This is a genomic window from Naasia sp., assembly GCF_025465545.1.
GTDB lineage: Bacteria > Actinomycetota > Actinomycetes > Actinomycetales > Microbacteriaceae > Naasia.
Map to the genome: position 1 here is coordinate 1 of NZ_JAODMK010000044.1, position 25,877 is coordinate 25,877.

28 protein-coding genes and 1 tRNA gene are annotated in these 25,877 nt (G+C 70.7%); 18 read left to right on the forward strand and 11 right to left on the reverse strand.

Annotated features, from left to right (window positions below; translation table 11 throughout):
• From JWR33_RS11400 to JWR33_RS11425, 6 genes are all read left to right on the forward strand, one after another.
• Positions 1–656: hypothetical protein (locus JWR33_RS11400; RefSeq protein ID WP_297412036.1), on the forward strand; the 656-nt coding region annotated here is incomplete at its 5' end.
• Positions 657–781: 125 nt separating this feature from the next.
• Positions 782–2,248 (forward strand): trypsin-like peptidase domain-containing protein, encoded by a 1,467-nt coding sequence (locus JWR33_RS11405; protein ID WP_297412037.1) that lies wholly within the window; start codon positions 782–784, stop codon positions 2,246–2,248.
• Between the two features lie 105 nt (positions 2,249–2,353).
• Positions 2,354–3,445, forward strand: a complete 1,092-nt coding sequence (locus tag JWR33_RS11410; RefSeq protein ID WP_297412038.1) for a glycosyltransferase family 2 protein — start codon at positions 2,354–2,356, stop codon at positions 3,443–3,445.
• 2 nt (positions 3,446–3,447) lie between these two features.
• Positions 3,448–4,293, forward strand: a complete 846-nt coding sequence (locus JWR33_RS11415; protein WP_297412039.1) for a CDP-alcohol phosphatidyltransferase family protein — start codon at positions 3,448–3,450, stop codon at positions 4,291–4,293.
• Positions 4,280–5,173: a glycosyltransferase gene (locus JWR33_RS11420; RefSeq protein WP_297412040.1), complete on the forward strand. Its 894-nt coding sequence runs from the start codon at positions 4,280–4,282 to the stop codon at positions 5,171–5,173. Before JWR33_RS11415 ends, JWR33_RS11420 begins: the two co-directional genes overlap by 14 nt.
• A gap of 22 nt (positions 5,174–5,195) precedes the next feature.
• Complete coding sequence (locus tag JWR33_RS11425) at positions 5,196–6,464, forward strand: CDP-glycerol glycerophosphotransferase family protein (RefSeq protein WP_297412041.1); 1,269 nt, start codon at positions 5,196–5,198, stop codon at positions 6,462–6,464.
• A 157-nt stretch (positions 6,465–6,621) separates the two neighbouring features.
• On the opposite strand, the gene JWR33_RS11430 is transcribed toward JWR33_RS11425, so the two are convergent.
• On the reverse strand, positions 6,622–7,446 hold the full coding sequence (locus tag JWR33_RS11430; protein ID WP_297412042.1) for a hypothetical protein: 825 nt from the start codon (positions 7,444–7,446) through the stop codon (positions 6,622–6,624).
• Between the two features lie 84 nt (positions 7,447–7,530).
• Positions 7,531–8,223, reverse strand: a complete 693-nt coding sequence (locus JWR33_RS11435; protein WP_297412113.1) for an NTP transferase domain-containing protein — start codon at positions 8,221–8,223, stop codon at positions 7,531–7,533.
• Between the two features lie 1,057 nt (positions 8,224–9,280).
• Here JWR33_RS11435 and JWR33_RS11440 point away from each other — a divergent pair.
• The 3 genes from JWR33_RS11440 (at position 9,281) to JWR33_RS11450 (ending at position 10,943) form a co-directional block, all read left to right on the forward strand.
• On the forward strand, positions 9,281–10,069 hold the full coding sequence (locus tag JWR33_RS11440) for an ABC transporter ATP-binding protein (protein WP_297412114.1): 789 nt from the start codon (positions 9,281–9,283) through the stop codon (positions 10,067–10,069).
• 85 nt (positions 10,070–10,154) lie between these two features.
• Positions 10,155–10,511 (forward strand): hypothetical protein, encoded by a 357-nt coding sequence (locus JWR33_RS11445; RefSeq protein ID WP_297412043.1) that lies wholly within the window; start codon positions 10,155–10,157, stop codon positions 10,509–10,511.
• 195 nt (positions 10,512–10,706) lie between these two features.
• Positions 10,707–10,943, forward strand: a complete 237-nt coding sequence (locus tag JWR33_RS11450) for a hypothetical protein (RefSeq protein WP_297412044.1) — start codon at positions 10,707–10,709, stop codon at positions 10,941–10,943.
• Positions 10,944–10,966: 23 nt separating this feature from the next.
• On the opposite strand, the gene JWR33_RS11455 is transcribed toward JWR33_RS11450, so the two are convergent.
• Positions 10,967–11,626, reverse strand: a complete 660-nt coding sequence (locus tag JWR33_RS11455; RefSeq protein ID WP_297412045.1) for a pentapeptide repeat-containing protein — start codon at positions 11,624–11,626, stop codon at positions 10,967–10,969.
• Positions 11,627–11,773: 147 nt separating this feature from the next.
• Between JWR33_RS11455 and JWR33_RS11460 the strand changes: the two genes are divergently transcribed.
• Positions 11,774–13,345: a hypothetical protein gene (locus JWR33_RS11460; protein ID WP_297412046.1), complete on the forward strand. Its 1,572-nt coding sequence runs from the start codon at positions 11,774–11,776 to the stop codon at positions 13,343–13,345.
• A 41-nt stretch (positions 13,346–13,386) separates the two neighbouring features.
• Positions 13,387–13,653, forward strand: a complete 267-nt coding sequence (locus JWR33_RS11465) for a DUF3039 domain-containing protein (RefSeq protein ID WP_297412047.1) — start codon at positions 13,387–13,389, stop codon at positions 13,651–13,653.
• 31 nt (positions 13,654–13,684) lie between these two features.
• Here the strand turns inward: JWR33_RS11465 and JWR33_RS11470 are convergent, their stop codons facing one another.
• Positions 13,685–15,001 (reverse strand): nicotinate phosphoribosyltransferase, encoded by a 1,317-nt coding sequence (locus JWR33_RS11470; protein WP_297412048.1) that lies wholly within the window; start codon positions 14,999–15,001, stop codon positions 13,685–13,687.
• Between the two features lie 183 nt (positions 15,002–15,184).
• Here JWR33_RS11470 and JWR33_RS11475 point away from each other — a divergent pair, with 183 nt between their 5' ends.
• The 6 genes from JWR33_RS11475 to JWR33_RS11500 all read left to right on the forward strand — a co-directional run bounded on the left by JWR33_RS11475 (position 15,185) and on the right by JWR33_RS11500 (position 19,864).
• The gene (locus JWR33_RS11475) at positions 15,185–15,355 is read left to right on the forward strand and encodes a hypothetical protein (protein WP_297412049.1); all 171 of its coding nucleotides are present in this window, start codon (positions 15,185–15,187) and stop codon (positions 15,353–15,355) included.
• A 51-nt stretch (positions 15,356–15,406) separates the two neighbouring features.
• Positions 15,407–16,258, forward strand: a complete 852-nt coding sequence (murI, locus tag JWR33_RS11480; protein ID WP_297412050.1) for a glutamate racemase — start codon at positions 15,407–15,409, stop codon at positions 16,256–16,258.
• Entirely contained in the window at positions 16,255–16,998 is a 744-nt protein-coding gene (rph, locus tag JWR33_RS11485) for a ribonuclease PH (protein WP_297412051.1), read from the forward strand. Before murI ends, rph begins: the two co-directional genes overlap by 4 nt.
• On the forward strand, positions 16,995–17,597 hold the full coding sequence (gene rdgB, locus JWR33_RS11490; RefSeq protein WP_297412052.1) for an RdgB/HAM1 family non-canonical purine NTP pyrophosphatase: 603 nt from the start codon (positions 16,995–16,997) through the stop codon (positions 17,595–17,597). Before rph ends, rdgB begins: the two co-directional genes overlap by 4 nt.
• A 64-nt stretch (positions 17,598–17,661) precedes the next feature.
• The gene (locus tag JWR33_RS11495) at positions 17,662–18,567 is read left to right on the forward strand and encodes a cation diffusion facilitator family transporter (RefSeq protein WP_297412053.1); all 906 of its coding nucleotides are present in this window, start codon (positions 17,662–17,664) and stop codon (positions 18,565–18,567) included.
• A 55-nt stretch (positions 18,568–18,622) separates the two neighbouring features.
• Complete coding sequence (locus tag JWR33_RS11500; protein ID WP_297412054.1) at positions 18,623–19,864, forward strand: Nramp family divalent metal transporter; 1,242 nt, start codon at positions 18,623–18,625, stop codon at positions 19,862–19,864.
• 21 nt (positions 19,865–19,885) lie between these two features.
• Here JWR33_RS11500 and JWR33_RS11505 read toward each other — a convergent pair whose 3' ends face one another.
• From JWR33_RS11505 to JWR33_RS11530, 6 genes are all read right to left on the reverse strand, one after another.
• Positions 19,886–20,638, reverse strand: a complete 753-nt coding sequence (locus JWR33_RS11505) for a VTT domain-containing protein (RefSeq protein ID WP_297412055.1) — start codon at positions 20,636–20,638, stop codon at positions 19,886–19,888.
• Positions 20,639–20,749: 111 nt separating this feature from the next.
• The gene (locus tag JWR33_RS11510; protein WP_297412056.1) at positions 20,750–20,950 is read right to left on the reverse strand and encodes a hypothetical protein; all 201 of its coding nucleotides are present in this window, start codon (positions 20,948–20,950) and stop codon (positions 20,750–20,752) included.
• A 114-nt stretch (positions 20,951–21,064) separates the two neighbouring features.
• Entirely contained in the window at positions 21,065–21,223 is a 159-nt protein-coding gene (locus tag JWR33_RS11515; protein ID WP_297412057.1) for a hypothetical protein, read from the reverse strand.
• 87 nt (positions 21,224–21,310) lie between these two features.
• On the reverse strand, positions 21,311–23,269 hold the full coding sequence (locus JWR33_RS11520) for an amino acid transporter (protein ID WP_297412115.1): 1,959 nt from the start codon (positions 23,267–23,269) through the stop codon (positions 21,311–21,313).
• Positions 23,163–23,873 (reverse strand): GNAT family N-acetyltransferase, encoded by a 711-nt coding sequence (locus JWR33_RS11525; protein WP_297412058.1) that lies wholly within the window; start codon positions 23,871–23,873, stop codon positions 23,163–23,165. The genes JWR33_RS11520 and JWR33_RS11525 overlap by 107 nt, the downstream gene beginning before the upstream one ends.
• Positions 23,874–23,922: 49 nt before the next feature.
• Positions 23,923–24,004, reverse strand: a tRNA-Leu gene (locus tag JWR33_RS11530).
• Positions 24,005–24,101: 97 nt separating this feature from the next.
• Between JWR33_RS11530 and JWR33_RS11535 the strand changes: the two genes are divergently transcribed.
• Positions 24,102–24,926, forward strand: a complete 825-nt coding sequence (locus JWR33_RS11535; RefSeq protein WP_297412059.1) for a DUF1206 domain-containing protein — start codon at positions 24,102–24,104, stop codon at positions 24,924–24,926.
• Positions 24,927–25,033: 107 nt separating this feature from the next.
• Here the strand turns inward: JWR33_RS11535 and JWR33_RS11540 are convergent, their stop codons facing one another.
• Positions 25,034–25,723, reverse strand: coding sequence for a hypothetical protein (locus JWR33_RS11540; protein WP_297412060.1), 690 nt, complete (start codon positions 25,721–25,723; stop codon positions 25,034–25,036).
• Positions 25,724–25,877 lie beyond the last annotated feature (154 nt).

Sequence of the window (25,877 nt, forward strand, 5' to 3'; positions counted from 1 at the left end):
GCGTCGACGTCTCCGCTGGTGTCACGATCGGCAGGGACGACGAAGAAGACGCAGGCGACGACACGGGAGGTGGCGCCGTGACCGCGCCTCCCTTCGTCTACACGGACGCCAACGACTGCTCCTCCGACAACCCGATCGCGAGTGAGGTGGCCTGCCGGGACGACATCACGATCACGCTCGACGGAACGAACATCCCGTGGCAGGAGATCACGATGGCGGACATCGCCAGCTTCCGGCCGGCGCCTCCGACCATCTCGGGTGAGCCGGACGGGTGGGCGATCGCGGGGCTTCCGGCCAACTTCGTGGCCGATGCTCCACAAGAGGTCGTCGTGGGAGAGCTGCTGGGCCAGCCGGCGGAGGTGCGCTTCACTCCGCTCTCCTTCGGCTGGAGCTATGGCGACGGCGCCACCCGCAGCACCGCGAGTGCGGGGGAGACCTGGACGAGCTCGGGAGCCGAGGCGTTCTCGCCGACGCCGACGTCCCATGTGTACGAGGATCGCGGCACCGTGGAGGCGCTGCTCACCGTCACCTATCGAGCCGAGTACCGTTTTCTCGGACCCGACTGGATCCCGGTGCTCGGCACGCTGGACATCGCGAGTCCCGGGGCCCAGATCCGCGTCGTGATCGCCTCCACGATGCTCGTGGACCGCGCCTGACCGGGGCAGGGACAGCCCGCCGTCGATAGCTCGTTCATAGGAAACGGTCGGTGTACTGCAAGTGTCGCCTTATCAAGCCCACAGAAATCCAGTACATGCTTGGTGTCATTGGAAGGAGCACCACCATGACTGAGACCCCGCAGGCCCCCGACGGCCAGCCGGGCGGCCGCCCCGAGCAGGAATCCTCGACGGGCAGCACCGACAGTGCGCAGACCGCGCCGATTGCTCACCCGACGGCCGTCTCCCCGGAGACGCCCGTCACCTCGGCGACACGAGCCGCGAGCCCGGCCGAGCAGCAGCCGCCTCAGGCGCCCGGCGTCACCGCCGCTCCCCAGGGCGCCTCCTTCGGTGCCGCCGCCTACCCGGCCGCCGACACGGCAGAGAGGCCCAAGCGCCGCACTGCGCTCCCGGTGATCGCGGCCCTCGCCATCGGCGCACTCGTCGGTGGCACCTCGGGAGCGACGATCGCCCTGCTCGCCAATCAGAGCAACAGCACCCAGACCGTCTCGCAGTCCTCGCCCACCAGCCCCAACGTCACGGTCAACCGCACGGCGGACGCGACCACGGTGACCGCGGTCGCCGCGGAGGCCTCGCCTTCGGTCGTCACGATCGCGGTCAGCGGCACCAACTCGGCCGGGACCGGGTCCGGCATCGTGCTGAGCGCCGACGGCTACATCCTCACCAACAACCACGTGGTCACCCTCGACGGCGCGGTTGCGGATCCGCTGATCCATGTCACCGCCAACGACGGCCGCATCTACAGCGCCACCGTGGTGGGCACCGATCCGATCGTCGACCTGGCCGTCATCAAGCTCGACGGGGCGAGCGGGCTCACCCCGATGACGTTCGGCAACTCCGACCAGCTCAACGTGGGCGACTCCGCCATCGCGATCGGTGCGCCGCTCGGACTCAGCGGAACCGTCACGGACGGCATCGTGAGTGCGCTGAACCGCAGCATCACCGTCGCCTCGTCCGCGGTGCCCGACAGCTCGGGCTCCTCGACCGACCAGAACGGCAGCGCGCCGAACGACTTCTGGAACTTCGACCTTCCGGGTCAGACCCAGACGACGAACGCGTCGAGCAGCATCGCCCTTCCGGTCATCCAGACCGATGCGGCCATCAACCCCGGCAACTCGGGGGGTGCGCTGCTCAACTCGAGCGGCGACCTGATCGGCGTCAACGTGGCGATCGCGAGCGCCGGCAGCACCTCGGGCGGGCAGAGCGGCAGCATCGGGGTCGGCTTCGCGATCCCGGCCAACCTCGCCAAGCGCGTCGCTGACGAGATCGTCAAGAACGGCGCGGCGACGCACGGCCTGCTCGGTGCGACGGTCGCCGACGTGACGGCGGTCGATGACAAGGCCACCAACGCCGGCGCGTACCTCGACGAGGTCTCCTCGGGCGGGGCGGCTGAGGCGGCCGGCCTGAAGCACGGCGATGTGATCACCCAGTTCAACGGTGTCGCGATCACCTCCCAGACCGACCTGACCGCTCAGGTCCGGTTCCTCGCGGCCGGCTCATCGGCCAAGCTCACCTACGTGAGGGACGGCAAGGCCGCCGAGGCGACGGTCACGCTGGGCACGCTCGGCAGCTGATTCACAGCACGGCACGAAGACCGGCGCGGGAGCATCCGCGCCGGTCTTCGTCGTGTCGGGCCAGACGTCCGACCGCGTTCCGGCCCGCTGATACACTCCGAAACGATGGCAGAGCATCGCCCGGACGCCGCTCCGGAGCCGGAGAGTTCCGGGGGATCCGCGGCTCTCGGCGCCCTGCCCGCGGTCTCCTACGTCATGCCCGTCCTCAATGAGGCGGACCACATCGAGGCGGCTGTCGCCAGCCTCGTCGCCCAGGACTATCGCGGCCCGTTCGACATCATGCTCGCGCTCGGCCCGAGCACTGACGGCACCGACGAGCTCGTCGCGCGCCTCAGTCGTGCCGACTCCCGCGTGCGCTCGGTCGTCAACGAGTTGGGCACCACCCCGGAGGGCCTCAACATCGCCATCCGCGCCACCGCCAACCCTGTCGTCGTGCGGGTCGACGCCCATTCCGCCCTGCCGACCGACTACACCCGCATCGCCGTAGACACCCTGGTCCGCACGGGAGCCGCCAACGTCGGAGGAGTGATGGCCGCCGAAGGCGTCACCCCGTTCGAGAAGGCGGTGGCTCTGGCCTACGGGTCGCGCGTCGGGCTCGGCGGCACGCCGCACCACGTGGGCGGCGAGGAGGGGCCCGCCGAGACCGTGTACCTCGGCGTATTCCGGCGCGACCGCCTGGAGGCCGCCGGGCTCTTCGACGAGAACATCCGCCGCGGGCAGGACTGGGAGCTCAACCGGCGCCTCCGGGCGTCCGGCGACCTGGTGTGGTTCAACCCGGCCCTGCACGTGACCTATCGTCCGCGCTCCAGCTACCGCAAGCTGGCCCGGCAGTTTCTCAGCACGGGCCTCTGGCGAGGCGAACTCGCCCGTCGATTCCCCTCCTCCAACGGTCTCCGCTACTTCGTGCCGCCCGTCATGGTGCTCGGCGTCGTCGTCGGCCTCCTCCTCGGCATCGCCGGGCTGATCGAGGCCGCCGCCGGGCAGGGGGCCACCTGGCTGCTCCTCGGCTTCCTGATTCCCGGCTTCTATGTCGCCTTCGTCCTCCTCGCCACGGTGCTCGTGGCGGGCCGGTCGGGACTGCCCACGGCTCTGTGGTTTCTTCTAGTGTTGCCCTGCATCCACTTCTGCTGGGGCATCGGATTCTTCTTCGGTGTGGCGAAGCTGACGCGCAACATCCAGGCCTACACCGGAAGGTGACGATGACGTCTGCCTCCGCGAGCCCGTCGCATCTGCCCGGGCCGCCCTCCTCCATCGCCGAGCTGCGCCGGGTGGCCCAGCCGCCCGAGGTGCGCCAGCGGCGCAACGCCGAGCACTGGACCGCGTCGCTCTACCTGCGCTCCTTCTCGCCCTACCTGACCTGGCTGCTGCTGCGCACGTCGATCTCCGCCAACGGCGTGACCGGGCTGATGATCCTGGTGGGCTGGTCGACGGCCGCCGCGCTGCTCGTCCCGGGCCTGGCAGGCGCCGCGCTCGCCGTGGTCCTGGGCCAGCTGCAGATGCTCGTCGACTGCTGTGACGGGGAGGTCGCGCGCTGGCGGGGCACCTCCTCGCCGGCCGGTGTGTTCCTCGACAAGGTCGGTCACTACACGACGGAGGCTCTCATCCCGATCGCGCTCGGCGTGCGGGCAGCCGGCTTTCCGTTCGACGCGCCAGAGGACTTCCTCTGGACGACTCTCGGGCTGCTGCTCGCGCTCTTCATCGTGCTCAACAAGGCGCTCAACGACATGGTGCACGTGGCCCGCGCCAACGCCGGCCTCGAGAAGCTCGCCGATCACCGCGATGAGGCGGTGCCCGCGCAGCGGCTCGTCGCCCGCCTCCGGCGACTGGCGCGGTTCGTCCCCTTCCACCGCCTCTACCACTCGGTCGAGCTCACGCTTCTCGCGTTCGCCACGGCGGTGGCGGGCGCGGTGCTCGCCGCGACCGGTGCCATCGACTCTCCCGTCGTGGCGGACCGCTGGCTCGTCGGCGTGCTCGTGCCGCTGTCCCTGCTCGCCCTCGCCGGTCACTTCGTGGCCATCCTCGCCTCGAAGCGTGTCCGCACCTGACGCGCTGCCCGCCGTCGGTGTCGTCGTCCTCACCCAGGGAACGCGTCCCGAGGACCTGAGGCGCGGGCTGGACAGCGTGCTCGGGCAGCGCGGCGTGGCAGTGGATGTCGCCGTTGTGGGCAACGGATGGGATCCGTCGCAGCTGCCCGGCGGCCTGCCCGAGGGAGTCCGCGCGGTCGCACTGCCCGAGAACATCGGCATTCCCGCCGGTCGCAACGCGGGCGTCCCATGGGTCACGGGCGAGTACCTGTTCTTCCTCGATGACGACGCCTCGCTCGCCTCCCCGCGGTTCCTCGCCGAGGCGATCGTTCTGATCCGCGCCGATCGCCGCATCGGGCTGATCCAGCCCCGGGTGGTCGACCCGACGGGGGTCGCGTCGCCCCGACGTTGGATCCCGCGGATCCGCAAGGGCGATCCCGGTCACTCCAGCCCGGTGTTCTCCGTGTGGGAGGGCGCCGTGCTGCTGCCGCGCAAGGTGTTCGATACGGCCGGAGGGTGGGGCGACCCCTACTTCTATGCGCACGAGGGGATCGAGCTCGCGTGGCGGGTGTGGGACACCGGGCGGCGGGCTTGGTACTCCGGCCAGCTGATCGCCCATCACCCCGTCATCGCGCCCACCCGGCACGACCACTACTACCGTCTCAACGCGCGGAACCGGGTCTGGCTGGCGCGCCGAAACCTGCCAAGGGTCCTGGTGCCGCTCTACGTGCTCGCCTGGACCTGCATCCAGACGCTGCGCTTCACCCGGGACCGGAGCGGTCTGCGTGCCTGGTGGGCGGGCTGGTTCGAAGGCTGGCGGGTCGACCCGGGCGGGCGCCGGCCGATGAGCTGGCGCACCGTCGCGCGGATGACCCGCGCCGGACGGCCGCCGATCGTCTGAGCCCTCCGGCTAGCCTGGTGCCGTGGGACTTTCACGCGACATCGGCCTTGCCGCGGCCACCGCCCAGCGCCTGGTGCGCAGCAGACTGGCACAGCGGCGGCTGCAGCGGCTGCTCTCCGCGCGGGCCTCCCTGCCGAAGGGGCGCTACGAGATCGCCATCTACTTCGCGGACCCTGTGGTGAACCTGTACCAGATCCGGCAGTGGTACAAGCCGCTCCTCGAGCTCAGTGAGCGCTGGCCGGTGCTCCTCCTCAGCAGGACGGCCCCCGCAGCGGAGCAGATCCTCGCCGAGTCGCCGCTCCCCCTCGCCTACGTCCGCCGGGTCGAGGACCTCGAGCGGATCGTGTCCGAGCAGCCGCTGAAGATCGTGCTCTACGTCAACCAGAACTCTCGCAACTTCCAGATGATGCGATACGGCCGCCGGTGGCACGTGTTCATCAATCACGGCGAGAGCGACAAGATGTACATGACCACGAACCAGTTCAAGGCGTACGACTACAGCCTCATTGCGGGCCAGGCCGCCCGGGACCGGCTGGGGCGCGTGCTCTGGGACTACGACTTCGACAAGCGGGCTCTCCAGATCGGCCGCCCGCAGGCGGACCACTACTCGGGCAGCCTTCCCTACTCGCCCGATGAGCGCACCGTGATCCTCTACGCGCCCACCTGGGAGGGTGACCGCGCGGCGGCCGCCTATGGCTCCGTGGCGACGCACGGCGTCCAGCTGGTGCGGGCTCTCGTCGCCACCGGTCGGCATCGCGTGATCTACCGGCCGCATCCGCGCAGCGGCGTGGTGGACTCGGCGTACGGCGCGGCGAACCGCGAGATCGTCGCGATGCTCGAACGTGCGAACAACTCCGACCGTGGAGCCCAGCATGTGCACGACACGGGCGCCGACATCGGCTGGCAGCTCGCCGCCGCCGACGTCGCGATCGTCGACATCTCGGCGATGGTCTACGACCGGCTCGCGGCCGGCAAGCCCCTGCTCGTCACCCGCCCGGTGAGCCCGACCGCGATCATCGACGCCGGGGGATACCTGAGCGATGCGGAGTGGCTGTCCTCCTCAGAGGCATCACGGGTGGTCGACCGCATCGAGGGCCTCGAGGAGGACGAGGGCGCCTCCGAACGCCTCCGTGGCTGGGTGCAGCACTACTTCGGCGATACGTCCCCAGGCGCCAGCACCGCACGCTTCCACGCGGCCATCGAGGGACTGATGGCCTCATGGGACGAGCATGCCGCCCTGCATCGCGACGACGAGCTGACCTTCACGGACCCCGACGAGACCGACGACTGACCGCCGCCGGTCACCCGCGGCAGCCGCCGCTGCCGCCCGCTCGGCGCTGGATGAGGGGCACCGCCCTCGGCGCAGAGCATCCTCAGCGCATGCTCAGCGTGCAGCGTGCTCGGCGCTCGCGTGCTCGGCGCTCGGGCGGAGGCGGCGCCGCAGCGGGTCAATCCCGCAGCGGACCGGACGGGTCCAGCGGCTCCAGCGGCCCCGACCGTGCCGCGGGCTTCCTGCCCAGGCGCGGCACACGCAGGCGTCGCGACGGCGCTGCCGTGAGCTCCTCGGTGCGGCGGGGGCGAGCCTCCAGCTCCTCGCGGAGCTCCAGTGGCGGCGGCGGGAACGCCTCCCGCGCGGCGTTGATCACTCGGCGGCCGAGCAGATGGTTGCCGGCTCCGCCGACGACCGCGCCGACGCCGAAGGGAACGAGGCGGCCGAGAACGGAGGTGCCCTGCCGGGTGATGAAGCGGCGGATGAAGCTGCGCTTCAAGCGGTCGGTGAGCTGGCCGACCATCGCCTTGGGGAGGCTGCTCGTGATGAGCTCGCCCCAGTAGGCGCTGCGGTTGCCGCTGCCCCGGCCCACCTGGCCGGCGAACTGCCGCACCAGATCCTGGCCGGTCGAGCCCAGCATCAGGGCCATCACCAGGGACCGTGCTCGCTCGGGCTCGACGATCGCGATGCCGTGCACCTCGGTCACCGACTGGGCGAAGAGCGCGCTGGCTTCGAGGAAGCCGGCCGTCTCCACGCCGGACAGCCCGAGGGAGGCCACCGTGCCGATGCCGGGCACCACCGCGCTCGCGCCCACGGCCGCTCCGCCGGTGGTCACGGCGGTGAGGTAGTGGCGCTCCAGGATGCGGATGATGTCCGCGGGGGAGGCGTTGGGGCGGCGCTTGCGGATGGCTCTGATGTTGGCGACGACCAGGGGACGCTGCACCGACAGGAGGCGCTCGAATCCCTTGACGACGGTGGCCGGAAGCTCGGTCTGGTCGGACATGTCGGCAGTCTACGAGTCGGACCTCGGCGCCGGATGGGGCTGGACAGCCGCGTGCTTCGCCGCCAAGGAGGCGCAGCGACGGCGTCAGACGAAGAGGTTCGCCCGCTCCAGATCCTCGGCGAAGTCGATCTCCACCGCGTACAGGTCGGAGATGTCGAGCGGCTCCACGAGCATCCCGTCGTTCTCGATCGCGAGCTCGATGCCGCGCTCGAAGTAGTCCTGTGCGCCGACACGCGCCAGCTGACGGATCAGCGTCGCCTTGTCGCGGCTGGATACGTAGTTGATGCCGACGGCCTCGCCGAGGGCGTTCTTGACCGTCTTCGAGAGCGCCTTGATGTAGCCCTCGGCCATGGTCGTGTACTTGACCTCCTCGTCGGAGACGGACGAGGTGTTGACGGTCACGAAGGACTGGTCGCGGGCCATCAGGGGGATGCAGCGGTCGAGCACCTCGGGGGCGAACACGACATCGCCGTTCATCCAGAGCACGCCGCCCGGAGCCGACGCCTGCAGGGCCCGGAGCAGGCTCTTGGAGGTGTTCGTCTGGTCGTACTTCTCGTTGTAGACGTAGGTGGCCTCGGGAAAGGCGTCGATGATGTGCTCGAGCTTGTAGCCGACCACCGTGGTGATCGAGGCGTTGCGGCCGAAGGCGTAGTGCACGTTGTCGAACTGCTGGCCCATGATGGTGCGACCGTCGGCCAGCTCGGTGAGGGGTTTCGGAAGAGAGCGGCCGAGCCGGGAACCCATGCCGGCGGCGAGGATGACGATCTGGGGTGTCACGTTCTTCTCCTGGAATTCACTCACATATAGACAATTCGACGCCCAAGCGATCGACAAGATGCTATCGGGCGACAGGCGGCCTTTGGTATGCTCCGCCGCTGTTCCGTGTCCCGATCGTTAACTGCTTCAGACGCAACGCGGCGTCCCGGGCGAATCTTCCCCGCTAGCGTGAGTGGCCCCGCTGCGGCGATCCGCGGATGTGGGGATTGATAGCGTTGAGCAGGTGAGTGACGTGCCGGAGGAGACCGACCTTTCCTTCGACGACCCACGTCGCGATGCCAGGAGCGGGCCGACCGCGCGGGTCGCCCCCGAGAACGTCGAGGGTACGCAGGAGCCGCACGCGACGCCGGAGACGGGTCCGGGCAGGACGCCGGCCCGGCGCGTTCCCTCGACGAAGGCCACGACCGCCCGCACCGCACCGGCCAGGTCGACGGGGAAGTCTGCGGCGGCGAAGCCGGTCACGGCCCGCCCTCCCCACGGGACGGGCACGACCGCGCACGACGGGACCACAACGCCCGCGGCCGGGAAGGCGGCGGGCAGGGCGAAGGCCGCAGGGGTCGCGAAGGCTCCCGCGGCGGGGAAGGCCGCCGGTACGGCGAAGTCCCCGGCATCGTCGAGGAGCGCCGGATCCGCGGCGGCGAAGACCTCCTCGGGCGGAACGGCCGCACGCAGTCCGCGAGCCCCGCGGAGCGGCGCGATCGCCGCGAAGAGGATCGCCAAGACCGCGGAGCCGCCCCTCGCGGACGCGCAGGCAGAGCCTGCGACCGAGCCCGCGCTGGAGGCCGCCGTCGAGGAGGGCCCCACGACGCGCGCCGCACCGGAGCCGGCCCTCGATCCGGCTCCCGTTCCCACTCCGCTCATCGAGCCGGAGGACCCGGCGGAGCAAGCCATTCCGGCGGCGCCGGCCGAGGAGGCCATCGACGCCGTTGCCCGCCCTGAGGACCCGCCGGCGCCCGGGGCCCAGGACGAGCCCCGCCCAGACGCGTTCCTGACGCCCACCCTCACCGTGCAGTCCGCGCCGCTCTCGCCCCGGCCGCAGCCGCGGCGCCGGTCGGACATCCCGCAGGCCCCCCGGCGCGAGGTCGGCGACGTCGTCCTGTCGTTGCGGGGCGTGAGCAAGCGGTTCGGCGAGAACATCGCGGTGGACGACCTCGACCTGGAGGTGCGGGAGGGGTCCTTCTACGGGATCGTCGGCCCCAATGGCGCGGGCAAGACGACCACGCTGTCGATGATCACCGGCCTTCTCCGTCCCGACGTGGGCAGCATCTCGGTGCACGGCATCGACGTCTGGCGCGACCCGGTCAAGGCCAAGCGCACCATCGGCGTGCTGCCCGACGCCCTGCGACTCTTCGACCGTCTCACGGGTGCTCAGCTCCTCTACTACTCGGGCACCCTGCGCGGCCTCGACCACGAGACGGTCCGCCAGCGCTCGGCGGACCTCGTCGCCGCCTTCGGCATCGAGGACGCCGTCGACCGGCTCGTGACCGACTACTCCGCCGGCATGACGAAGAAGATCGCGCTCGCCGCCGCCATGATCCACTCGCCCCGGCTGCTCGTGCTCGACGAGCCGTTCGAGTCCGTGGATCCGGTCTCCGCCGCGAACCTCAACGAGATCCTGCAGAAGTACGTGGCGAGCGGAGGCACCGTGGTGCTCTCCAGCCACGGCATGGACTTCATCCAGCGCGTCTGCGACCACGTGGCGATCATCGTGGCCGGCCGGGTGCTGTCCGCGGGCACCATGGACGAGGTGCGCGGTACCAAGACCCTGGAGGATCGCTTCGTGGAGCTCGCCGGCGGCAGGAAGGCCGCCGAGGGCATGGAGTGGCTGCACAGCTTCACCGACTGACTCCGGGACGAGCGGCGAACCGCCCGTCAGACCGGCGGTGGTCAACCCCCGAAGCCGCGCGCCGCGGGTGTGTCAGCCTGTCGGCATGAGAATCGTGTCGTACGCGGACGAGCACTTCCGCACCAGTGACGACGTGGCGAGTGCCGTCCTCCGGTACTCGATGCTGCTCGCCCACGGGGACACGAGCGATGTGGTCCGCGTGCCCGTCGTCGTCGACGGGCACGAGACCTGGGCGGAGCTGATCATCGGGCCGGCGAGCCAGATCACCACGTTGGAGGTCGTCGGCGACGAGGACTTTCCGCTCGATGACAAGGCGGTCATCCAGGACCTCGCGCAGCGGGCGGACCGTGTCGAGATCACGCTCAAGTCGGTGAAGGCCCAGGTGCTGACGGAGGACGAGCTGGCCGCTGCGGTGCCGGACGTCGACTACCTCGAGGGCTGACGAGCGGCGGCGCTGCGCCCGCCTAGGGCATGCCTACACATCCGGGCGGACGGTGTCAACGGCACTGCGACAGCAGGAGCCGCGCCGTACCCTGAGCAGCACAGCACACGCCGCGGACTCGACCCTTCCGCCTTCACCCACTTCCCTGCCCTTCTCGTCGCCTCCCCTCGACGCTCTCCTGCACCAGGACACGCCATGCTTGACACCGTCCCCCTCTCTCCCGCCGACATCCCCACTCCCGCCAACAGCACTCCCTACCTGCCCGTGCCGGCCACTCGGACCGTGCAGGACGAGCAGGGGCGCGCCGAATATTCGATGAGCCGGTCGGCGGCCCGCGGAGGGCGCCGGGCGCCGCTCGCGGCGGCGGCCTCCTATGTCCTGGCCGCCGCGATCGTGGTGGAAGGACTCGCGATCGTCGCGCTGGTCTCCTGACGCCGGCGTCGCGCACGTCCTGGTCAGTCGACGACGCGCAGCCGGATGCTCTCGGCCAGGAGCGGCGCGATCATCGACAGCTGACCGCTGTCGATGATCGCGCCGCCGAGGCTGTCGACTCCGGACACCCGGTCGAACTCGAGTCCCCGAAGGTCCACGTCCTGCAGGCGCGCGCCCTGCACATCCAGAGTCTTGAGGGACGAGTCGCGGAACGCGATCCGGGCGACCGTCGCGCCGCCCAGGTCGAGCTCGTCGATCGTGCAGTCCTCGAACAGCACATCGAGCACCTTGGAGCTGCGGAGGTTGATGAAGCCGAGCTTGCAGCCAGTGATCCTCACCGACGACCACGAGGAGTCGTAGAGCTCGGCGGAGCCGACTCGTCCCCCGTCGAGGATCACGTCCCGCCAGGTGGAGCGCGCGGCCCGCAGCACGGGGACATCCAGTCCCCGGACCACCGATTCGACGATCCGCACTCCGCGCATGCCCGCGTCGCGAGCCCGGAGGCCGTCGACCTCGCACTCGCTGAAGGTGCTGCCCGAGAGGTCGATCCCCGTGACGTCGAGGTTTGTGAAGCGCACGCCGTCGAGCGTCGCCTCCGAGCCCAGCTCTTCCGGGTCGCCCTCCGTGAGCGGCGGCAACCGGAACGCGCCGATGCGGGGGGAGCTGGTCGTTCGCGCCTTCATTCCCGTGCCCTCTCGCGTCCCGGCTCGTCCGGGCCGCCTCCCATGCAAGCACAGCTGTCGGGCGCACCGCGGGTCGGGGCGCCGGTGGCCCTGCCGTAGGCTGGACAGCCGTAATCGAGACGGGCGCGAGCAGGCAAGAGGAACACTGTGCTACCTGTATTTCTCCGGCTGAAGGTGCGGCTGCTGGCGAACGCGTTTCGGCGCAGCCCGTGGCAGGTCGTCGGTCTCGTGGTCGGCGTCGTCTACGGCCTCGGCGTGGCAGTGCTCGGGGCAGTCGCCCTCATCGCGCTGCTGTTCAGCGAGGCGGATCTCGCTCGCTCCGCCACAGTGATCGCCGGCTCGGCGGTCGTGCTCGGCTTCCTCGTGGTGCCGCTGGCCTTCGGCGTGGACGACACGCTCGACCCCCGGCGCTTCGCGCTCTTCGGCGTCGACAACTCCCGGCTCGCGACCGGCCTCGCGATGGCCGCGCTGATCAGCGTGCCGGCCGTCGCGCTCACGATCGTCGCTCTCGCCTCGCTCGTCACCTGGGCGCGCAACCCTGGCTCGTTCCTGCTCGCCATCCTGTCCGTGCCGCTCATCGTGGCCACGTGCGTGCTCGGCGCGCGCGTGACGACCTCGCTGGCGGCATTCCTCCTCGCCACCCGGCGGGCCCGGGAGTTCATGGCGGTGGTGGGCATCCTCGCGCTCGTGCTGATCTCGCCGGTCATCGTCGTGCTCTCGACGATCGACTGGAAGGACGATGGGGGCACCGCCGGCCGCGGCATCACCGACATCCTCGCCTGGACACCCCTCGGCGCCGCATGGGCCTTCCCCGGCGACGCGGCAACCGGCCGCGTCGGGCTCGCGGTGCTGCATCTGATCATCGCGGCCGCAACGGTCGGTGTCCTGTGGCTGGGCTGGCGCGCCCTCGTCGCCTGGATGCTCGTCACGCCCGCCCGCGAGGCGCGCACGCGCAGCTACGGCGGGCTGGGCTGGTTCGATCGCCTGCCCGACAACCCGACCGGCGCCATCGCCGCGCGGAGCGCGACCTACTGGGCGCGTGACCCGCGCTACCGGGTGTCGCTCCTGATGATCCCCATCACGCCGTTCCTGATGATCGTTCCGCTGATGGTGGTGGGCGTTCCGGCCTCGATCCTCGCCATGATCCCGGTGCCGATCTTCTGCCTCTTCCTCGGCTGGACGATGCACAACGACGTGGCCTACGACAACAGCGCCATCTGGCTGCACGTCGCCTCCGGCACCCGGGGGCGATCGGACCGCTGGGGGCGGCTCTTCCCGGCACTCGTGCTCGGCATCCCCGTGCTGATCGTCGGGTCGGTGATCAGCGCCGCGATCGTCGGCGACTGGAGCGCGCTCGGCGGACTGCTCGGCGTCAGCGCTGCGCTGCTGCTCGGCGGCATGGGGTTCTCCAGCATCATGTCGGCCCGCTTCCCGTATCCGGTGGTCCGTCCGGGGGACAGCCCCTTCAGTCAGCCCCAGAGCACCGGCGCGACCACCGCCCTGGCTCAGTCGGTGTCGTTCCTGGCCTCCCTGCTCCTCGCGCTGCCCGCGATCGTGTTCGCGGCTCTCGGCTTCCTCGGCTCCGACACGTGGTTCTGGGCATCCCTGGCCTCGGGGATCCTGGTCGGGATCGCGTCGCTGCTGTTGGGTGTGCGCATCGGCGCACGGATGTTCGACCGCCGCGGCCCGGAGATCCTGCGCGCCGCCCTGCTCAACTGACCTCCATGGTGGCCTCCGGATCGACGCGTACAATCGGGCGCATGCCAGTCGACTCCAGCACCGAACCCGGCGGAGGAACCTCCACGCTCGACCGTGAGCTGGAAGAGCTCCTCGAGCGCGAGCAGGTCGACGAGGGCGACCACGACCGCTTCGCGCACTACGTGCGCAAGGAGAAGATCGTCGAGTCGGCGGTGACCGGCAAGCCCGTCATCGCCCTCTGCGGCAAGGTCTGGGTTCCCGGCCGCGATCCGTCGAAGTTCGCCGTGTGCCCCACCTGCAAGGAGATCTACAAGTCGCTCGCCGAGTGACGGCGGGCCGGCCTGGCCGGGCGATCTCGGCTCAGGCGTAGACGGTCGGCAGCACCGGATCTCCGGCGCTCAGCCGGAAGGCCTGCGGTGGCAGCTCCGCGATCGCGATGGCGTGGTGCTCCCGGGCGGCGGCCGCTCCCGCGCGCCCACGCCATTGCTCGTCCGGGACCCCGTCCAGCACGAGCGGCACGTGCAGCGACCGCTCGCTCGCCTGCGCGTGCTCGCCGGCCTCCGGCCCGTGGTCGTCGATCCGGATGAGCTCCGCCTCGGCGACTCCCTTTCCGTCGAAGCGCCGATAGGCGTGCTTGCGGCCGCCCCGGCTCGACTTCGAGGTCGACCGCTTGGCCACCGAGACCCACTCGCCGTCGTGGTCCTGATGGGCCACCAGCTTGTAGACCATCCCGGCGGCCGGAAATCCCGACCCGGTGACGAGGGACGTGCCGACTCCGTAGGAGTCGACCGGGGAGGCGCCCAGGGCGGCGATGCCGTACTCGTCGAGGTCGTTGGTGACGGTGATCCTCGTCGCCGTCGCGCCGAGCGAGTCGAGCAGCGCACGGACCTCGGCCACCTGGCTGGGCAGGTCGCCGGAGTCGATGCGCACGGCGCCCAGCCCGGGACCGGCGAGCTCCACCGCCCGGCGCACCGCGGTCGGCACGTCGAAGGTGTCCACGAGCAGGGTCGTGCCGGGGCCCATGGCCTCGATCTGGGCCCGGAAGGCGGCCTCCTCGCTGTCGTGCAGCAGCGTGAAGGCGTGGGCGGCGGTGCCCATGGTGGGCACACCCCAGGTGCGTCCCGCCTCCAGGTTGGAGGTGGCGGAGAAGCCGGCGATCCAGGCGGCGCGGGCCGCCGCCACCGCGGAGCGCTCACCCGTGCGCCGCGACCCCATCTCGGCGAGCGGGCGCCCGGTTGCGGCGGAGACCATCCGCGCGGCAGCCGTCGCGACCGCGCTGTCGTAGTTGAGGACGCTGAGCAGCACCGTCTCGAGCAGCACCGCCTCGGCGAAGGTGCCCTCGACGACGAGCACCGGGGAGCCCGGGAAATACAGCTCGCCTTCGCGATAGCCAGTGATCATTCCGGAGAAGCGATAGTCGGCGAGCCAGGCGGCCGTGGTCTCGCTCACCACCCGGTGCTCTGCGAGGAAGGCCAGCTCCTCGTCGCCGAAGCGGAAGTCGGCGACGGCGTCGAGCAGGCGGCCTACCCCGGCCAGCACGCCGTAGCGGCGGCCCCCCGGCAGGGAGCGCGCGAAGACCTCGAAGACGCTCGGCCGCAGTGCGGTCCCGGCCCGCAGCGCGGCATCCACCATGGTCAGCTCGTACCTGTCGGTGAGAAGCGCCGTGCTCTGCGTCACCCGGCAAGCCTAGTTCGCCGACCTCGAAGCGCCTCACCGGGGGGAGAAGCACCCCCCAACTGGGTACTCCGGCGGCCTATCGCGGCGGCGTGGGCGTCCCTAGCATTTCCAGTGCCTTCCGATCACCCCACCGGAAGGGCGACCGCTCACCCCAGCGGTCTTCTCTGCCCGAGAGGCCCACCCATGCTCTCTTTCACCCTGCCCGACGGCGACGTCGTGGAGGCATTCGCCGCCGAGATCAGCGTCGCCGGACTCGAGCTCGTGCCCGCTGTGGTCGCCGTGATGGTCCTCGCCGCGCTCGGCGCCGCACTCGTGATCTCCTCCGTCCGCCGCAAGGACGCCCCGCACGAGTAGCGGCGGGCCCTCGCGCCCCTCCGTCAGGCCTCGCGCCTACACTGGGGAACCGTGACGGACGCGCCTATCGGAGTCTTCGATTCCGGAGTCGGCGGTCTCACGGTGGCTCGGGCGATCCTCGATCAACTGCCCCGAGAGTCGATCCTCTACGTGGGCGACACCGCCAACGGGCCGTACGGCCCCCTCCCGCTCGCTGTCGTCCGCGAGCACGCTCTGCGCATCATGGACGACCTGGTGGACCAGGGCGTCAAGCTGCTCGTCATCGCCTGCAACTCCGCGTCCGCGGCCGTCCTGCGTGACGCGCGCGAGCGCTACACCGTCGGTCGCGGGATTCCGGTGGTCGAGGTCATCCTGCCCGCCGTGCGCACCGCGGTGCACCAGACCCGCAACTCTCGGGTGGGTGTCATCGGCACCGTCGCCACGATCACGTCCCGCGCCTACGACGACGCGTTCGCGGCAGCGCCCCACCTGCAGCTGTTCTCGGCGGCCTGTCCCCGTTTCGTCGAGTTCGTCGAGGCGGGCATCACCACGGGGGACGAGCTGTTCGCCGTGGCCCGCGAGTACCTGCAGCCGCTCATCGACGCCGACATCGACACCCTGGTCCTCGGCTGCACCCACTATCCGCTGATGTCCGCCGCCATCCAGTACGTCGTGGGCCCCGATGTCCGGCTCGTCTCGAGCGCAGATGAGACCGCCCAGGACGTGTACCGGATGCTGGTCGAGCACGGAATGCTGCGCACCGGGGCCGAGCCGCCGACGCGCGTCTTCGAGGCGACGGGCGACGACGCCGACGAGTTCACCCGCCTCGCCCGCCGCTTCCTGGGCCTGGAGGCGCCTGCCGCAACCTCCGTGCTCACGGGATCCATCCCTCTTCCGCACGGCCTACCGAGAGGAGCCGCATGACCGGCACCCGAGTCGACGGCCGCGCCGTCGACAAGCTCCGCGACGTCGTCATCGAGCGCGGCTGGAGCGATCAGGCGGAGGGATCCGCGCTCATCTCGTTCGGGGGCACCCGCGTGCTCTGCACAGCGTCGTTCACCAACGGCGTCCCGCGCTGGCTGAACGGCAAAGGGACCGGCTGGGTCACCGCGGAGTACGCGATGCTGCCGCGGGCCACCAACTCCCGCAACGACCGGGAGTCGGTGAAGGGCCGCATCGGCGGCCGCACCCACGAGATCTCGCGGCTGATCGGCCGGTCCCTGCGTGCCGTCATCGACCTGAAGGCGCTCGGGGAGAACACCGTCGTGCTCGACTGCGACGTGCTGCAGGCGGATGGGGGCACGCGCACGGCCGCCATCACCGGCGCCTATGTCGCCTTGGCGGACGCCATCGAGTGGGCGCGCGGAAAGAAGTTCATCGGCCAGAAGTCGGTCCCGCTGATCGACAGCGTCGCCGCCGTCTCCGTTGGCATCATCGACGGCGAGCCGATGCTGGACCTCGCCTACACCGAGGACGTGCGGGCGGAGACCGACATGAACGTCGTCGCCACCGGTCGTGGGCTCTTCGTGGAGGTGCAGGGCACAGCGGAGCGGGCGCCCTTCGACCGGGGCGAGCTCAACTCCCTGCTGGATCTCGCGCTGAGCGGCACCGACGCCCTCGCCGCCATCCAGCGGGAGGCGCTCGGCGTCGCGGCCGCGTCGTGACGGACGCGCCCGCGGCCGCAACGGCCCTCGTGCTCGCCACCCACAACCCGCACAAGGTCGATGAGCTGAGGCGCATCCTGGGTGCGGACCTCGGCTCCCTCGAGCTCGTCGTCTACAACGGACCCGAGCCGATCGAGGACGGCGTCACCTTCGCGGAGAACGCCCTGATCAAGGCGCGAGCGGCGGCAGTGCACACCGGACTCGCGGCGCTCGCCGACGACTCCGGCATCGCGGTCGACGCGCTCGGCGGTGCTCCCGGCATCCACTCCGCACGCTATGCCGGCACCCGCCGCTCCGAGGACAACGTCGCGCTCCTTCTCGAGCGGATGCGCGGCGTGCAGGATCGTCGCGCGGTGTTCGTGTGCGCCGCGGCGGCCGTCCTTCCCGACGGCAGCGAGCACGTCGAGGTGGCCGAGTGGCCCGGCGAGGTGCTCGAGCAGCCCGCCGGCGGAGGCGGCTTCGGCTACGACCCCGTCTTCCGTCCGGATGGCCTCGCCGTGTCCTCGGCCGAGATCTCGGCGGCGGAGAAGGACGCGATCAGCCACCGGCGGCAGGCCTTCTCCGCCCTCCTGCCCTGGCTGCGGGAGCGGCTGGGCTGACCCCCGCTGCGAGCGCGGCTGGGCGAGGGTTCCCGTCGTCCCTGCCCGCCCCTACGGTGAAGCCATGGGACACCAGCACGCCGCTCCTTCGAGCGCCCGCCGCCTGCTCGTGGCGCTGGGCGTGCTCGCGGTGTTCCTTGTGGTCGAGCTGGTGGGGGCGCTGGTCTCCGGCTCCCTCACCCTGCTGGCGGATGCCGGACACATGGTGTCCGACCTCATCGGCCTCAGCGTCGCGCTCGCGGCGACCCTCGTGGCGGCGAAGCCCGCCACGGAGCGCTCCACCTTCGGCTATCAGCGCGCGGAGGTGCTCGGCGCGCTGATCAACGGGCTGGTGCTCGTCGCGGTCGCCGGCTTCGTCGGGGTGGAGGCGGTGCGCCGCCTCTCGGCCCCCGAAGACGCCCCGGTGCAGCCGGTGCCGATGCTCCTCGTCGCCGCCGCGGGACTGCTCGCGAACCTGGTGGCGCTCGGGGTGCTGCGCGGCGGCCGCCGGGAGACGATCAACCTGAGGGGTGCCTATCTGGAGGTGCTGGGGGATCTGCTCGGCTCGGTCGCGGCGATCGTCGCCGCAGTCGTCATCCTGCTGACCGGGTTTCAGCGGGCCGATCCTCTCGCCTCGCTCGTGGTCGCCGTGCTCCTCCTGCCCCGCGCCATGAGCCTGCTCCGTGACGTGATGTCGGTGCTGACCGAGTCGGTCCCGTCCGGCACCGACCTGGCCGCGATCCGCGACCACATCTGCTCGGCCGCCGGGGTGGTCGCGGTGCACGACGTGCACGTCTGGGCGATCACCCACGGCGCACCGGTCTTCACTGCGCACGTCGTGGTGGAGGCCGACGTCTTCCGTCGCGGGGAGACCGATCGCCTGCTCGACGAGCTCGCCGGTTGCCTCGAGGGTCACTTCGATGTGGCGCACTCCACCTTCCAGCTCGAGCCCGCCGGCCACGCCGAGCATGAGGAGCACCGGCACGCCTGAGGCACCCTGGCTGGCGCGACGCCGAGCCTCGTGCCGCCCGCACTAGAGTTCCCCCATGGAGACGGCGGCTGTCAGCGTCGCCCCCCCGCGGATCCGGCTCTGGCCGCTCCTCGGACCCGCTGTGGTGGCCGGAGTCGCCTACCTCGACCCCGGCAACGTCGCGAGCAACATGACCGGCGGCGCCCGCTACGGCTACCTGCTCATCTGGGTGGTGGTGGCCGGCAACGCGATGGCATGGCTCATCCAGTACCTCTCCGCGAAGCTCGGCATCATCACGGGGCGCAGCCTCCCCGAGAACCTCGGGGCCGGGTTCCGCCGCAAGGGCACGCGCTACGCCTTCTGGGTGCAGGCGGAGCTCGTGGCGATGGCCACCGACATCGCCGAGGTGATCGGCGGGGCGGTCGCGCTCAAGCTGCTGTTCAACCTGCCCCTCCTCCTCGGTGGGCTGATCACCGGCACCGTGTCCCTGCTCCTGCTCGTGCTGCAGAGCAGACGGGGGCCCCGCCCCTTCGAGCGGATCATCGCCGGTCTCGTGCTCGTGATCGCGCTCGGCTTCGGAGCGGGGATCGTGGTGGGCCCGCCCGATCCGGCCGCCGCTCTCGCCGGACTCGTGCCGCGGTTCGAGGACAGCGGCTCGGTGCTGCTCGCGGCCTCGATCCTCGGCGCGACGGTGATGCCGCACGCGATCTACGCGCACTCCGCCCTGACCCGGGACCGCTTCAGCGGCGTGCTCGGCGCCTCGGACCGCCGGGTGCTGATGCGGGCGACGCGCATCGACGTCTCCATCGCACTGGCCGTGGCGGGCACCGTGAACGTGGTGATCCTGCTCGTGGCCGCCGCGTCGCTTCGCGGGGTGCCCGGCACCGACACGCTGGAGGGCGCGCACGCCGCCCTTGCCGTCGGCCTCGGGACCCCGATCGCCACCCTGTTCGCGATCGCGCTGCTGGCGTCCGGCCTGGCCTCCACCTCGGTCGGCGCGTACGCCGGCGCCGAGATCATGCGCGGACTGCTGCACATCAACGTCCCGCTGATGGCCCGGCGGCTCGTCACCCTCGTCCCTGCGCTCGCCGTGCTGGCCGTGGGAGTCGACCCCACCTTCGCGCTGGTGATCAGTCAGGTGGTGCTGTCGTTCGGCATCCCGTTCGCGCTGATCCCGCTCGTGGTGCTCACCGGACGGCGCTCGCTGATGGGGAACTGGTCGAACCGCCCGCTGACCACCGTGCTCGCGGTGATCGCGGCCGCGCTGCTCATCGTGCTCAATCTGACGCTGCTCTGGCTGCTCGCCACCGGCGGCTGACCGAGCCGGCGGAAAAGGGGGTCAGTCCCGCTTCTGCTCGAACGCGTCGTGGCCGAGCACCAGTTGATCGGTGTCTACCGCCGCCGCCGCACGGCCTGCCGCGCGCGCCCTGCGCGCCTTCCGCGTGCTCTGCACGTAGTGGTACACGGTCGGGATCAGCGTGAGGACGACCGCGCCGAGCAGGATGACGTCGATGTAGTGCCGCACGAAGTCGGCGACAGGCGGGATGTAGCCCAGGAAGTAGCCGACGAGGGTGAGACCGGCTCCCCAGATCAGGGCGCCGATGAGGTTGTAGAGCGAGTACTTCCGATAGTCCATGTGACCGACTCCGGCGGCCACGGGGGCGAAGGTGCGGACGATCGGCACGAAGCGCGCCACGATCACCGCGAAGCCGCCGAAGCGCTCGAAGAAGCCGTTGGTGCGGCGGACGTTCTCGACGCTGAAGAGCCCGGTCTCCTTGCGCTCGAACACCCGCGGCCCGGCCTTGTGCCCGATCAGGTAGCCCACTTCTCCGCCTGCGAAGGCGGCGACGCCGATGGCCAGACAGACCCACCAGATGTCGACGCTGATCCCGCCCTTGGCGGCGAGGTCGTGCATTCCGTAGAAGGTGAGCAGGCCCGTGATGATGAGCAGCGTGTCACCGGGCAGCAGGAAGCCGATGAGGAGCCCGGTCTCCGCGAAGACGATGAAGCACACGCCGAGCAGTGCGAAGGCGCCGAAGCTGGTGATGAGGGCGTCCGGGTCCAGCCACGGGATGAGTGCGGTGGGATGCACGGTGCTCCTGACGTCGGCACTGCGCGCCCGGAAGAGGCCGGCGTGCAGCGGATGCCCCTCAGGCTAGCGGGGAACTCCGGCGCGAGGGATGAGCCACGGGGCGCCCGTCGCTCACGTAGAGGAGACCGTCAGCTCGGTCCGGAGCTCTTCCTCCACGATCCGCTGCACGAATCTGAGCAGCGTGTCGGTGACGCCGCCCTCCTGAACCTCCGGCGCGATGAAGAGCTTTCGAGCGGGAGCGTGGGTGCCGGGCCACTCGCGGCGCACCCGCTCGTCGATCCGGGCGGCGATCTCCTCGGGTGTCCCGCTCATGCGCTGCCTCCTGCCTCGTGGCGCCGCTGTCGGCGGCGCGAGCCCCGAGTCCGGCGAGTGCGGTCCAGGGTAGCGGGCAGGAACGCCCAGGGCATCTGGCCCGCGTGCGGCGGATCAGGCGGCGGGGGCGTAGTCGGCGCGGCCGCTGCGGCCGCGTCCGGTGCCGGTGAACCACGACGCGGTGCGCCAGGCGAGCACGAACACCGACATGACGCCGACGCACATCGTTCCGACGAGGACACCGAGTAGCTGGAGCAAGCCGCGCGCGATCACTCGCCAGTTCTATCGGAGCCGCATGGCCGAGCAGTGTCCGACAGGCCGTCCGGCCGGAACTTCGGTTGCCACCTGCCGGGGGAGGAGCTAGCCGCCGACGTGGATGCCCGGGCGCCGACTCGGATCCGGCTCGACTTCGCGGATGATCTCCCGCACGACCGGCGGGGTGTCGCCGGTGCCGAGCAGCAGATAGCGCATCAGGTGACCGATCGGGTTCCCCTCCGACCACTCGAAGTAGCAGTGCGGACGCACCCCGGTGGCGTCGCGGAGCGCGAGGAGGATCTCGGCGATCGCGTTCGGCGCTGCTGCGCTGTCGGCGCGCAGGATCCGGTAGCCGTCCACCTCCACGCCCCGAACCGTGAGCACACCTGCGAAGGCGGACGGATCGACCACGTCGATCTCGAGGAACAGCACATCGGTCGAGGCGGGCACCGGGTTCATGTCCCGCTGCCGGAACTCCTTCTCCGAGTACTCGTCGGTGTCGCCTGCCTGGCGCTTGTTGGCGATGACGTGCAGGGTGTTGTCGCGGCGGAGCGAGTCGGTGATGAATCGGCGGGCCTCGTCGTCGAACTCGACGCGATCGGCGCGCAACTCGGTGGTCCGGGTGACCCGGGAGATCAGCGAGATCACGATGATTCCGCCGATGAAGAGGGCGGAGATCGCGATGCCGTCCGGCTTCTCCACGACGTTCGCCAGGAGCGCGTACAGCAGCACGGCCGTGAGCACCGCGAACGCGATGCCCGATCGCCTGCGGTGTGCGCGGAGGGCGGCGATCGTCACCGCGACCGACCCGGACACCATCATGGCGAGGATGCCGGTGGCGTAGGCGCCGGCCTGGGCGTCCACGTCGGCGCGGAACCCGATCGTGATGAGGATGCTCACCCCGGTGTAGACGAGCACGACCGGCCGCACGGCCCGGCTCCAGTCGGGCGCCATCCCATACGACGGCAGGTAGCGCGGCACGATGTTGATCAGCCCCGCCATCGCGGAGGCGCCCGCGAACCACAGGATGAGCACGCTGCTGATGTCATAGACGGTGCCGAACCCCTCGCCGAGGAGGTCGTGCGCGAGATAGGCGAGCGCGCGCCCGTTGGCGCCGCCGCCCTGCTGATATTCCTCAGCAGGGATGAGCACAGTGGTGACGAGGCTCGACGCGATCAGGTAGACGCTCATGATGATCGCGGCCGCCGTCAGCAGCTTCCTCGTATTGCGCATGCGGTTCTCGAGCCGCTCCTCCTCGGTGGCGCCGCGGGCCGAGATGAGCGGCATCATGCTCACCCCGGTCTCGAACCCGGAAAGGCCGAGCACGAGCAGGGGGAACGCGATCACCGCCGGGCCGAAGATGCCGCCGAAGCCGCTGCCGGCGGCGGCGAACGCCTGCGTCCAGTCGGCCAGCCGGGACGGGTCGCGGACGATCTCGGCCACGCCGGCGCCGATCACGATCGCATTCAGGGCGAGGAAGATCGCCACCAGCGGGATCGCCACGTTGACGGCCTCGCTGAAGCCGAGCAGGAAGACACCGCCGAGCACCACCAGCAGGAGGACCGTGATCAGGACCTCCTGACCGTGCAGGAACGCCGGGGCGTAGGGGTTCTCGACCAGGTGCACGGTGGCGTCGGCCGAGGACAGCGTGATCGTGATGATCCACGAGGTCGCGACGAAGCCGAGCAGGACCAGCACGAAGATCTTGCCCCGCCAGAACGGCAGCAGGCGCTCGAGCATCGCCACGGAACCCTGACCGTGCGGGCTCTCCTTGGCCACGCGCCGGTACATCGGCAGCATGCCGACCAGGGTGAGGGCGACGATCAGGAGCGTCGCGAGTGGCGAGAGGGCCCCCGCGGCAAGGGCCGCGATCGCCGGCAGGTAGGACAGTGTGGAGAAGTAGTCGACGCCGGTGAGGCACATCACCTTCCACCAGGCGTGCGTGTCCCGATTGCCCTCAGAGCTCTGGGGGCCCTCCGGCTGGACGCGGTTGGCGAGCATCCACTCGGCGAGGCGCCCCCTCGGAGCGCTGGGTGGCGTGGAGCGGGGAACGCTGGCGGGGATGGCGTACCGAGTGGGATCGGTCACTGTGGTCCTTCGACGAGATGTTCGTGGCGCAGTCGTGCGCAGAGCATCTTCGCATCCGGTGGCCGAACGGATTGCCCGCCCGCCGCCGGGTTTCGGGAGTTCGCGTCGAGGTGTACAAGGGGTGGGCCGTCACCCCCCGGGGCCGGGCGTGCAGCGCGGACGCTCCCTCGTTGCCGGCGACCACCCCGATCGTCCAGAAGCGCGTCCCGCGGGCGAGCAGAGCGGAGCGGCAGGCATCGAGAAGCTGCGAGCCGACCCCGCGCCCTCGCGTGGCGTCGGTCACGACCAGGGAGTCGACGTTCCCGTGCCGCCCCAGGTCGACCGTCCTGCCGCTCGGCTCGATCCGGCACGCCAGGGAGCCCAGCAGTGCGCCGTCGTCGCCGTGAGCGAGCAGCAGCAGGCCCTCGTCCCGCTCGAGCCAGGACCGGTAGTCGGTCGCTGTCGCCGCCCAGGATCGGTCGTCCGGCGTGCCAGGGGCCAGGCCGTCGAGCAGATCGCGGTGGTGAGCCAGCATCTGCGGCCAGAGTCCGCGCAGCGCGGAGACGTCCTCTGCCGATCCGGCGCGGACCGAGGTGGTCATGCGCCCCGCCGAGGCCTGTACTCCCGCGGGATTCCGCGCCTCTGCTCCGTGCGGAAGGTGGGACTTGAACCCACACGCCCGAAGGCACAGGAACCTAAATCCTGCGTGTCTGCCAGTTTCACCACTCCCGCGGAGCGACCAGTGTATCCGCGGGGAACGCGGCGCTCCGGGCCGAAGGCCGCGATGCAAGCCCTGTCTGCGGCCGGGATGCGGCCATAACGTGAGGGCATGTCGAAGAACTCGTCCGCAGCGTCCACGGCGAAGCGCGACGCCGGCAGGCTGCGCCGCAGCTCCTGGTTCCGCGCGGGCGCCCGCACCGGCTTCGCGGTCTCGGGCCTTCTCCACATCCTGATCGGTGCTCTCGCGGTCTCGATCGCCGTCGGCGGAGGAGGTGGGGAGGCGGACCAGACCGGTGCGCTGTCCGCCATCGCGTCGACCCCGGCCGGAGCGCTCCTTCTCTGGGTGATGGTGGCTGGCCTCTTCGCCTTGGCGATCTGGCAGGTGCTGGAGGCCGTCACCGTGCGGGAGTCCGACGGGTCCGAGCGCGTGCGCGCGCAGCTGAAGGAAGCGGGGAAGGGTGCTGCCTACCTCGTCCTCGCCATCACCGCCCTGCGATATGCGACCGGAGGGGGCGGCAGCGGCGAGAAGAGCACGGAGAAGGCGACGGCGGGTCTGCTGGGCAGCCCGCTCGGTGCGGCGGTGCTCCTCGCGGTGGCCGCGATCGTGGTCGCAGTAGGCATCGGATTCGTCGTCTCGGGATTTCAGAAGAGGTTTCTGACGACGATCACGCCGCCCCGGGGGGCGGCCGCACGCGGGGTCACGGTCCTCGGCCAGGTGGGCTTCATCGCCAAGGGCATCGCGGTGACAGTCGTCGGGATCCTCCTCGCGGCAGCCGTGTTCACCGCGGATCCGCAGCGTGCCGGCGGGCTCGACGGAGCGCTCAAGGCGCTGGCCGCCCTGCCGTTCGGGGTGGGGATCCTGATCGCGATCGGGCTCGGCTTCCTCGCCTACGGCGTCTTCTTCTTCGTCAGGGCTTGGCGAGCCCGGCTCTGATCGCCGCAGAGCGGCGCACCGAGAACGAAAGCGTCCCGCCGACTCAGTCGAGTCGGCGGGACGCTGTGCTTCCCCCCGGAAGGACGCGGACGAGCCGCGCGGTGGTGTCAGTCGTCCTTCGACTGGTCCTCGTGCTCATTCGAGCGGTCGGAGCCCCACTTCACGGAACCCGAGACGTGCGAGTCGGACTTGACGGAAGTCGACTCGCCCGAGTGGGAGTGGGAGTCGGAGTCCGAACCGGAGTCGTCGTCGCTCTCGTCCTGGCCGGACGAGGCCTCGTTGTCGTCGTTCGAGTCGTCCGACTCGGTCTCGTCGTCAGCCTCATCGGAGTGGTTCGGCTTGCCGGAATGGGCCGCGTCGCGGACGAGCTCGCCGTGCCGGGTCGAATCGTCCGTCTCGGTGTGGGCTGCCTCCCGCACGTCGGCGGTGTGGTCCGTCGGTGAGTGCGACCCGTCCTCCGTGCTGTCCGTGGCGTCATCGGTGCCGCCGGTGGTAGGAACCTCGGTGCCGTCCGTCCCGACCGCGGTCGTTCCGTCGTCGGTGACGGTCGTGTCGTCACTCACGGTCGTGTCGTCGCTCACTGTCGTTCCGTCCACGGTCTCGTCCGACGAGACCTCGTCAGACGAGGAGCTGTCCGGAAGCGGTGCCACGGATTCGACGACGTCATCGAATCCCTGCTGCACGGTGGGAGGAAGGACCCCCACCGCACCCGCGCCGGCGGCGCCGAAGGCGACCGTCGTTGCTCCGATGGCGATCTTTGCTGCGAGACCCAGTCCCGCGAACCAGCTGAAAATCATTCTTGCTCTCCCCCTTGTCGGGAGCCGGCGCGATGTCTGCGCCGACGCCCACTCTCGTGATCGCTCCGGCAGACCCCCTGCAGAAGCGGAGATGCCGGCGACTCTGTCGAGGTCCAGTCGGGCGGCGAGCTCGGCACTAGGCCGGGGCGCGCTT

Excerpts from the sequence above, each read along its gene's own strand:
- JWR33_RS11405 (WP_297412037.1), top strand. The coding sequence starts at position 782 with ATGACTGAGACCCCGCAGGCCCCCGACGGCCAGCCGGGCGGCCGCCCC.
- JWR33_RS11410 (WP_297412038.1), top strand. The coding sequence starts at position 2,354 with ATGGCAGAGCATCGCCCGGACGCCGCTCCGGAGCCGGAGAGTTCCGGG.
- JWR33_RS11415 (WP_297412039.1), top strand. The coding sequence starts at position 3,448 with ATGACGTCTGCCTCCGCGAGCCCGTCGCATCTGCCCGGGCCGCCCTCC.
- JWR33_RS11430 (WP_297412042.1), bottom strand. The coding sequence starts at position 7,446 with ATGTCCGACCAGACCGAGCTTCCGGCCACCGTCGTCAAGGGATTCGAG.
- JWR33_RS11445 (WP_297412043.1), top strand. The coding sequence starts at position 10,155 with ATGAGAATCGTGTCGTACGCGGACGAGCACTTCCGCACCAGTGACGAC.
- JWR33_RS11450 (WP_297412044.1), top strand. The coding sequence starts at position 10,707 with ATGCTTGACACCGTCCCCCTCTCTCCCGCCGACATCCCCACTCCCGCC.
- JWR33_RS11455 (WP_297412045.1), bottom strand. The coding sequence starts at position 11,626 with ATGAAGGCGCGAACGACCAGCTCCCCCCGCATCGGCGCGTTCCGGTTG.
- JWR33_RS11465 (WP_297412047.1), top strand. The coding sequence starts at position 13,387 with ATGCCAGTCGACTCCAGCACCGAACCCGGCGGAGGAACCTCCACGCTC.
- JWR33_RS11475 (WP_297412049.1), top strand. The coding sequence starts at position 15,185 with ATGCTCTCTTTCACCCTGCCCGACGGCGACGTCGTGGAGGCATTCGCC.
- rph (WP_297412051.1), top strand. The coding sequence starts at position 16,255 with ATGACCGGCACCCGAGTCGACGGCCGCGCCGTCGACAAGCTCCGCGAC.
- JWR33_RS11495 (WP_297412053.1), top strand. The coding sequence starts at position 17,662 with ATGGGACACCAGCACGCCGCTCCTTCGAGCGCCCGCCGCCTGCTCGTG.
- JWR33_RS11500 (WP_297412054.1), top strand. The coding sequence starts at position 18,623 with ATGGAGACGGCGGCTGTCAGCGTCGCCCCCCCGCGGATCCGGCTCTGG.
- JWR33_RS11510 (WP_297412056.1), bottom strand. The coding sequence starts at position 20,950 with ATGAGCGGGACACCCGAGGAGATCGCCGCCCGGATCGACGAGCGGGTG.
- JWR33_RS11525 (WP_297412058.1), bottom strand. The coding sequence starts at position 23,873 with ATGACCACCTCGGTCCGCGCCGGATCGGCAGAGGACGTCTCCGCGCTG.
- JWR33_RS11535 (WP_297412059.1), top strand. The coding sequence starts at position 24,102 with ATGTCGAAGAACTCGTCCGCAGCGTCCACGGCGAAGCGCGACGCCGGC.
- JWR33_RS11540 (WP_297412060.1), bottom strand. The coding sequence starts at position 25,723 with ATGATTTTCAGCTGGTTCGCGGGACTGGGTCTCGCAGCAAAGATCGCC.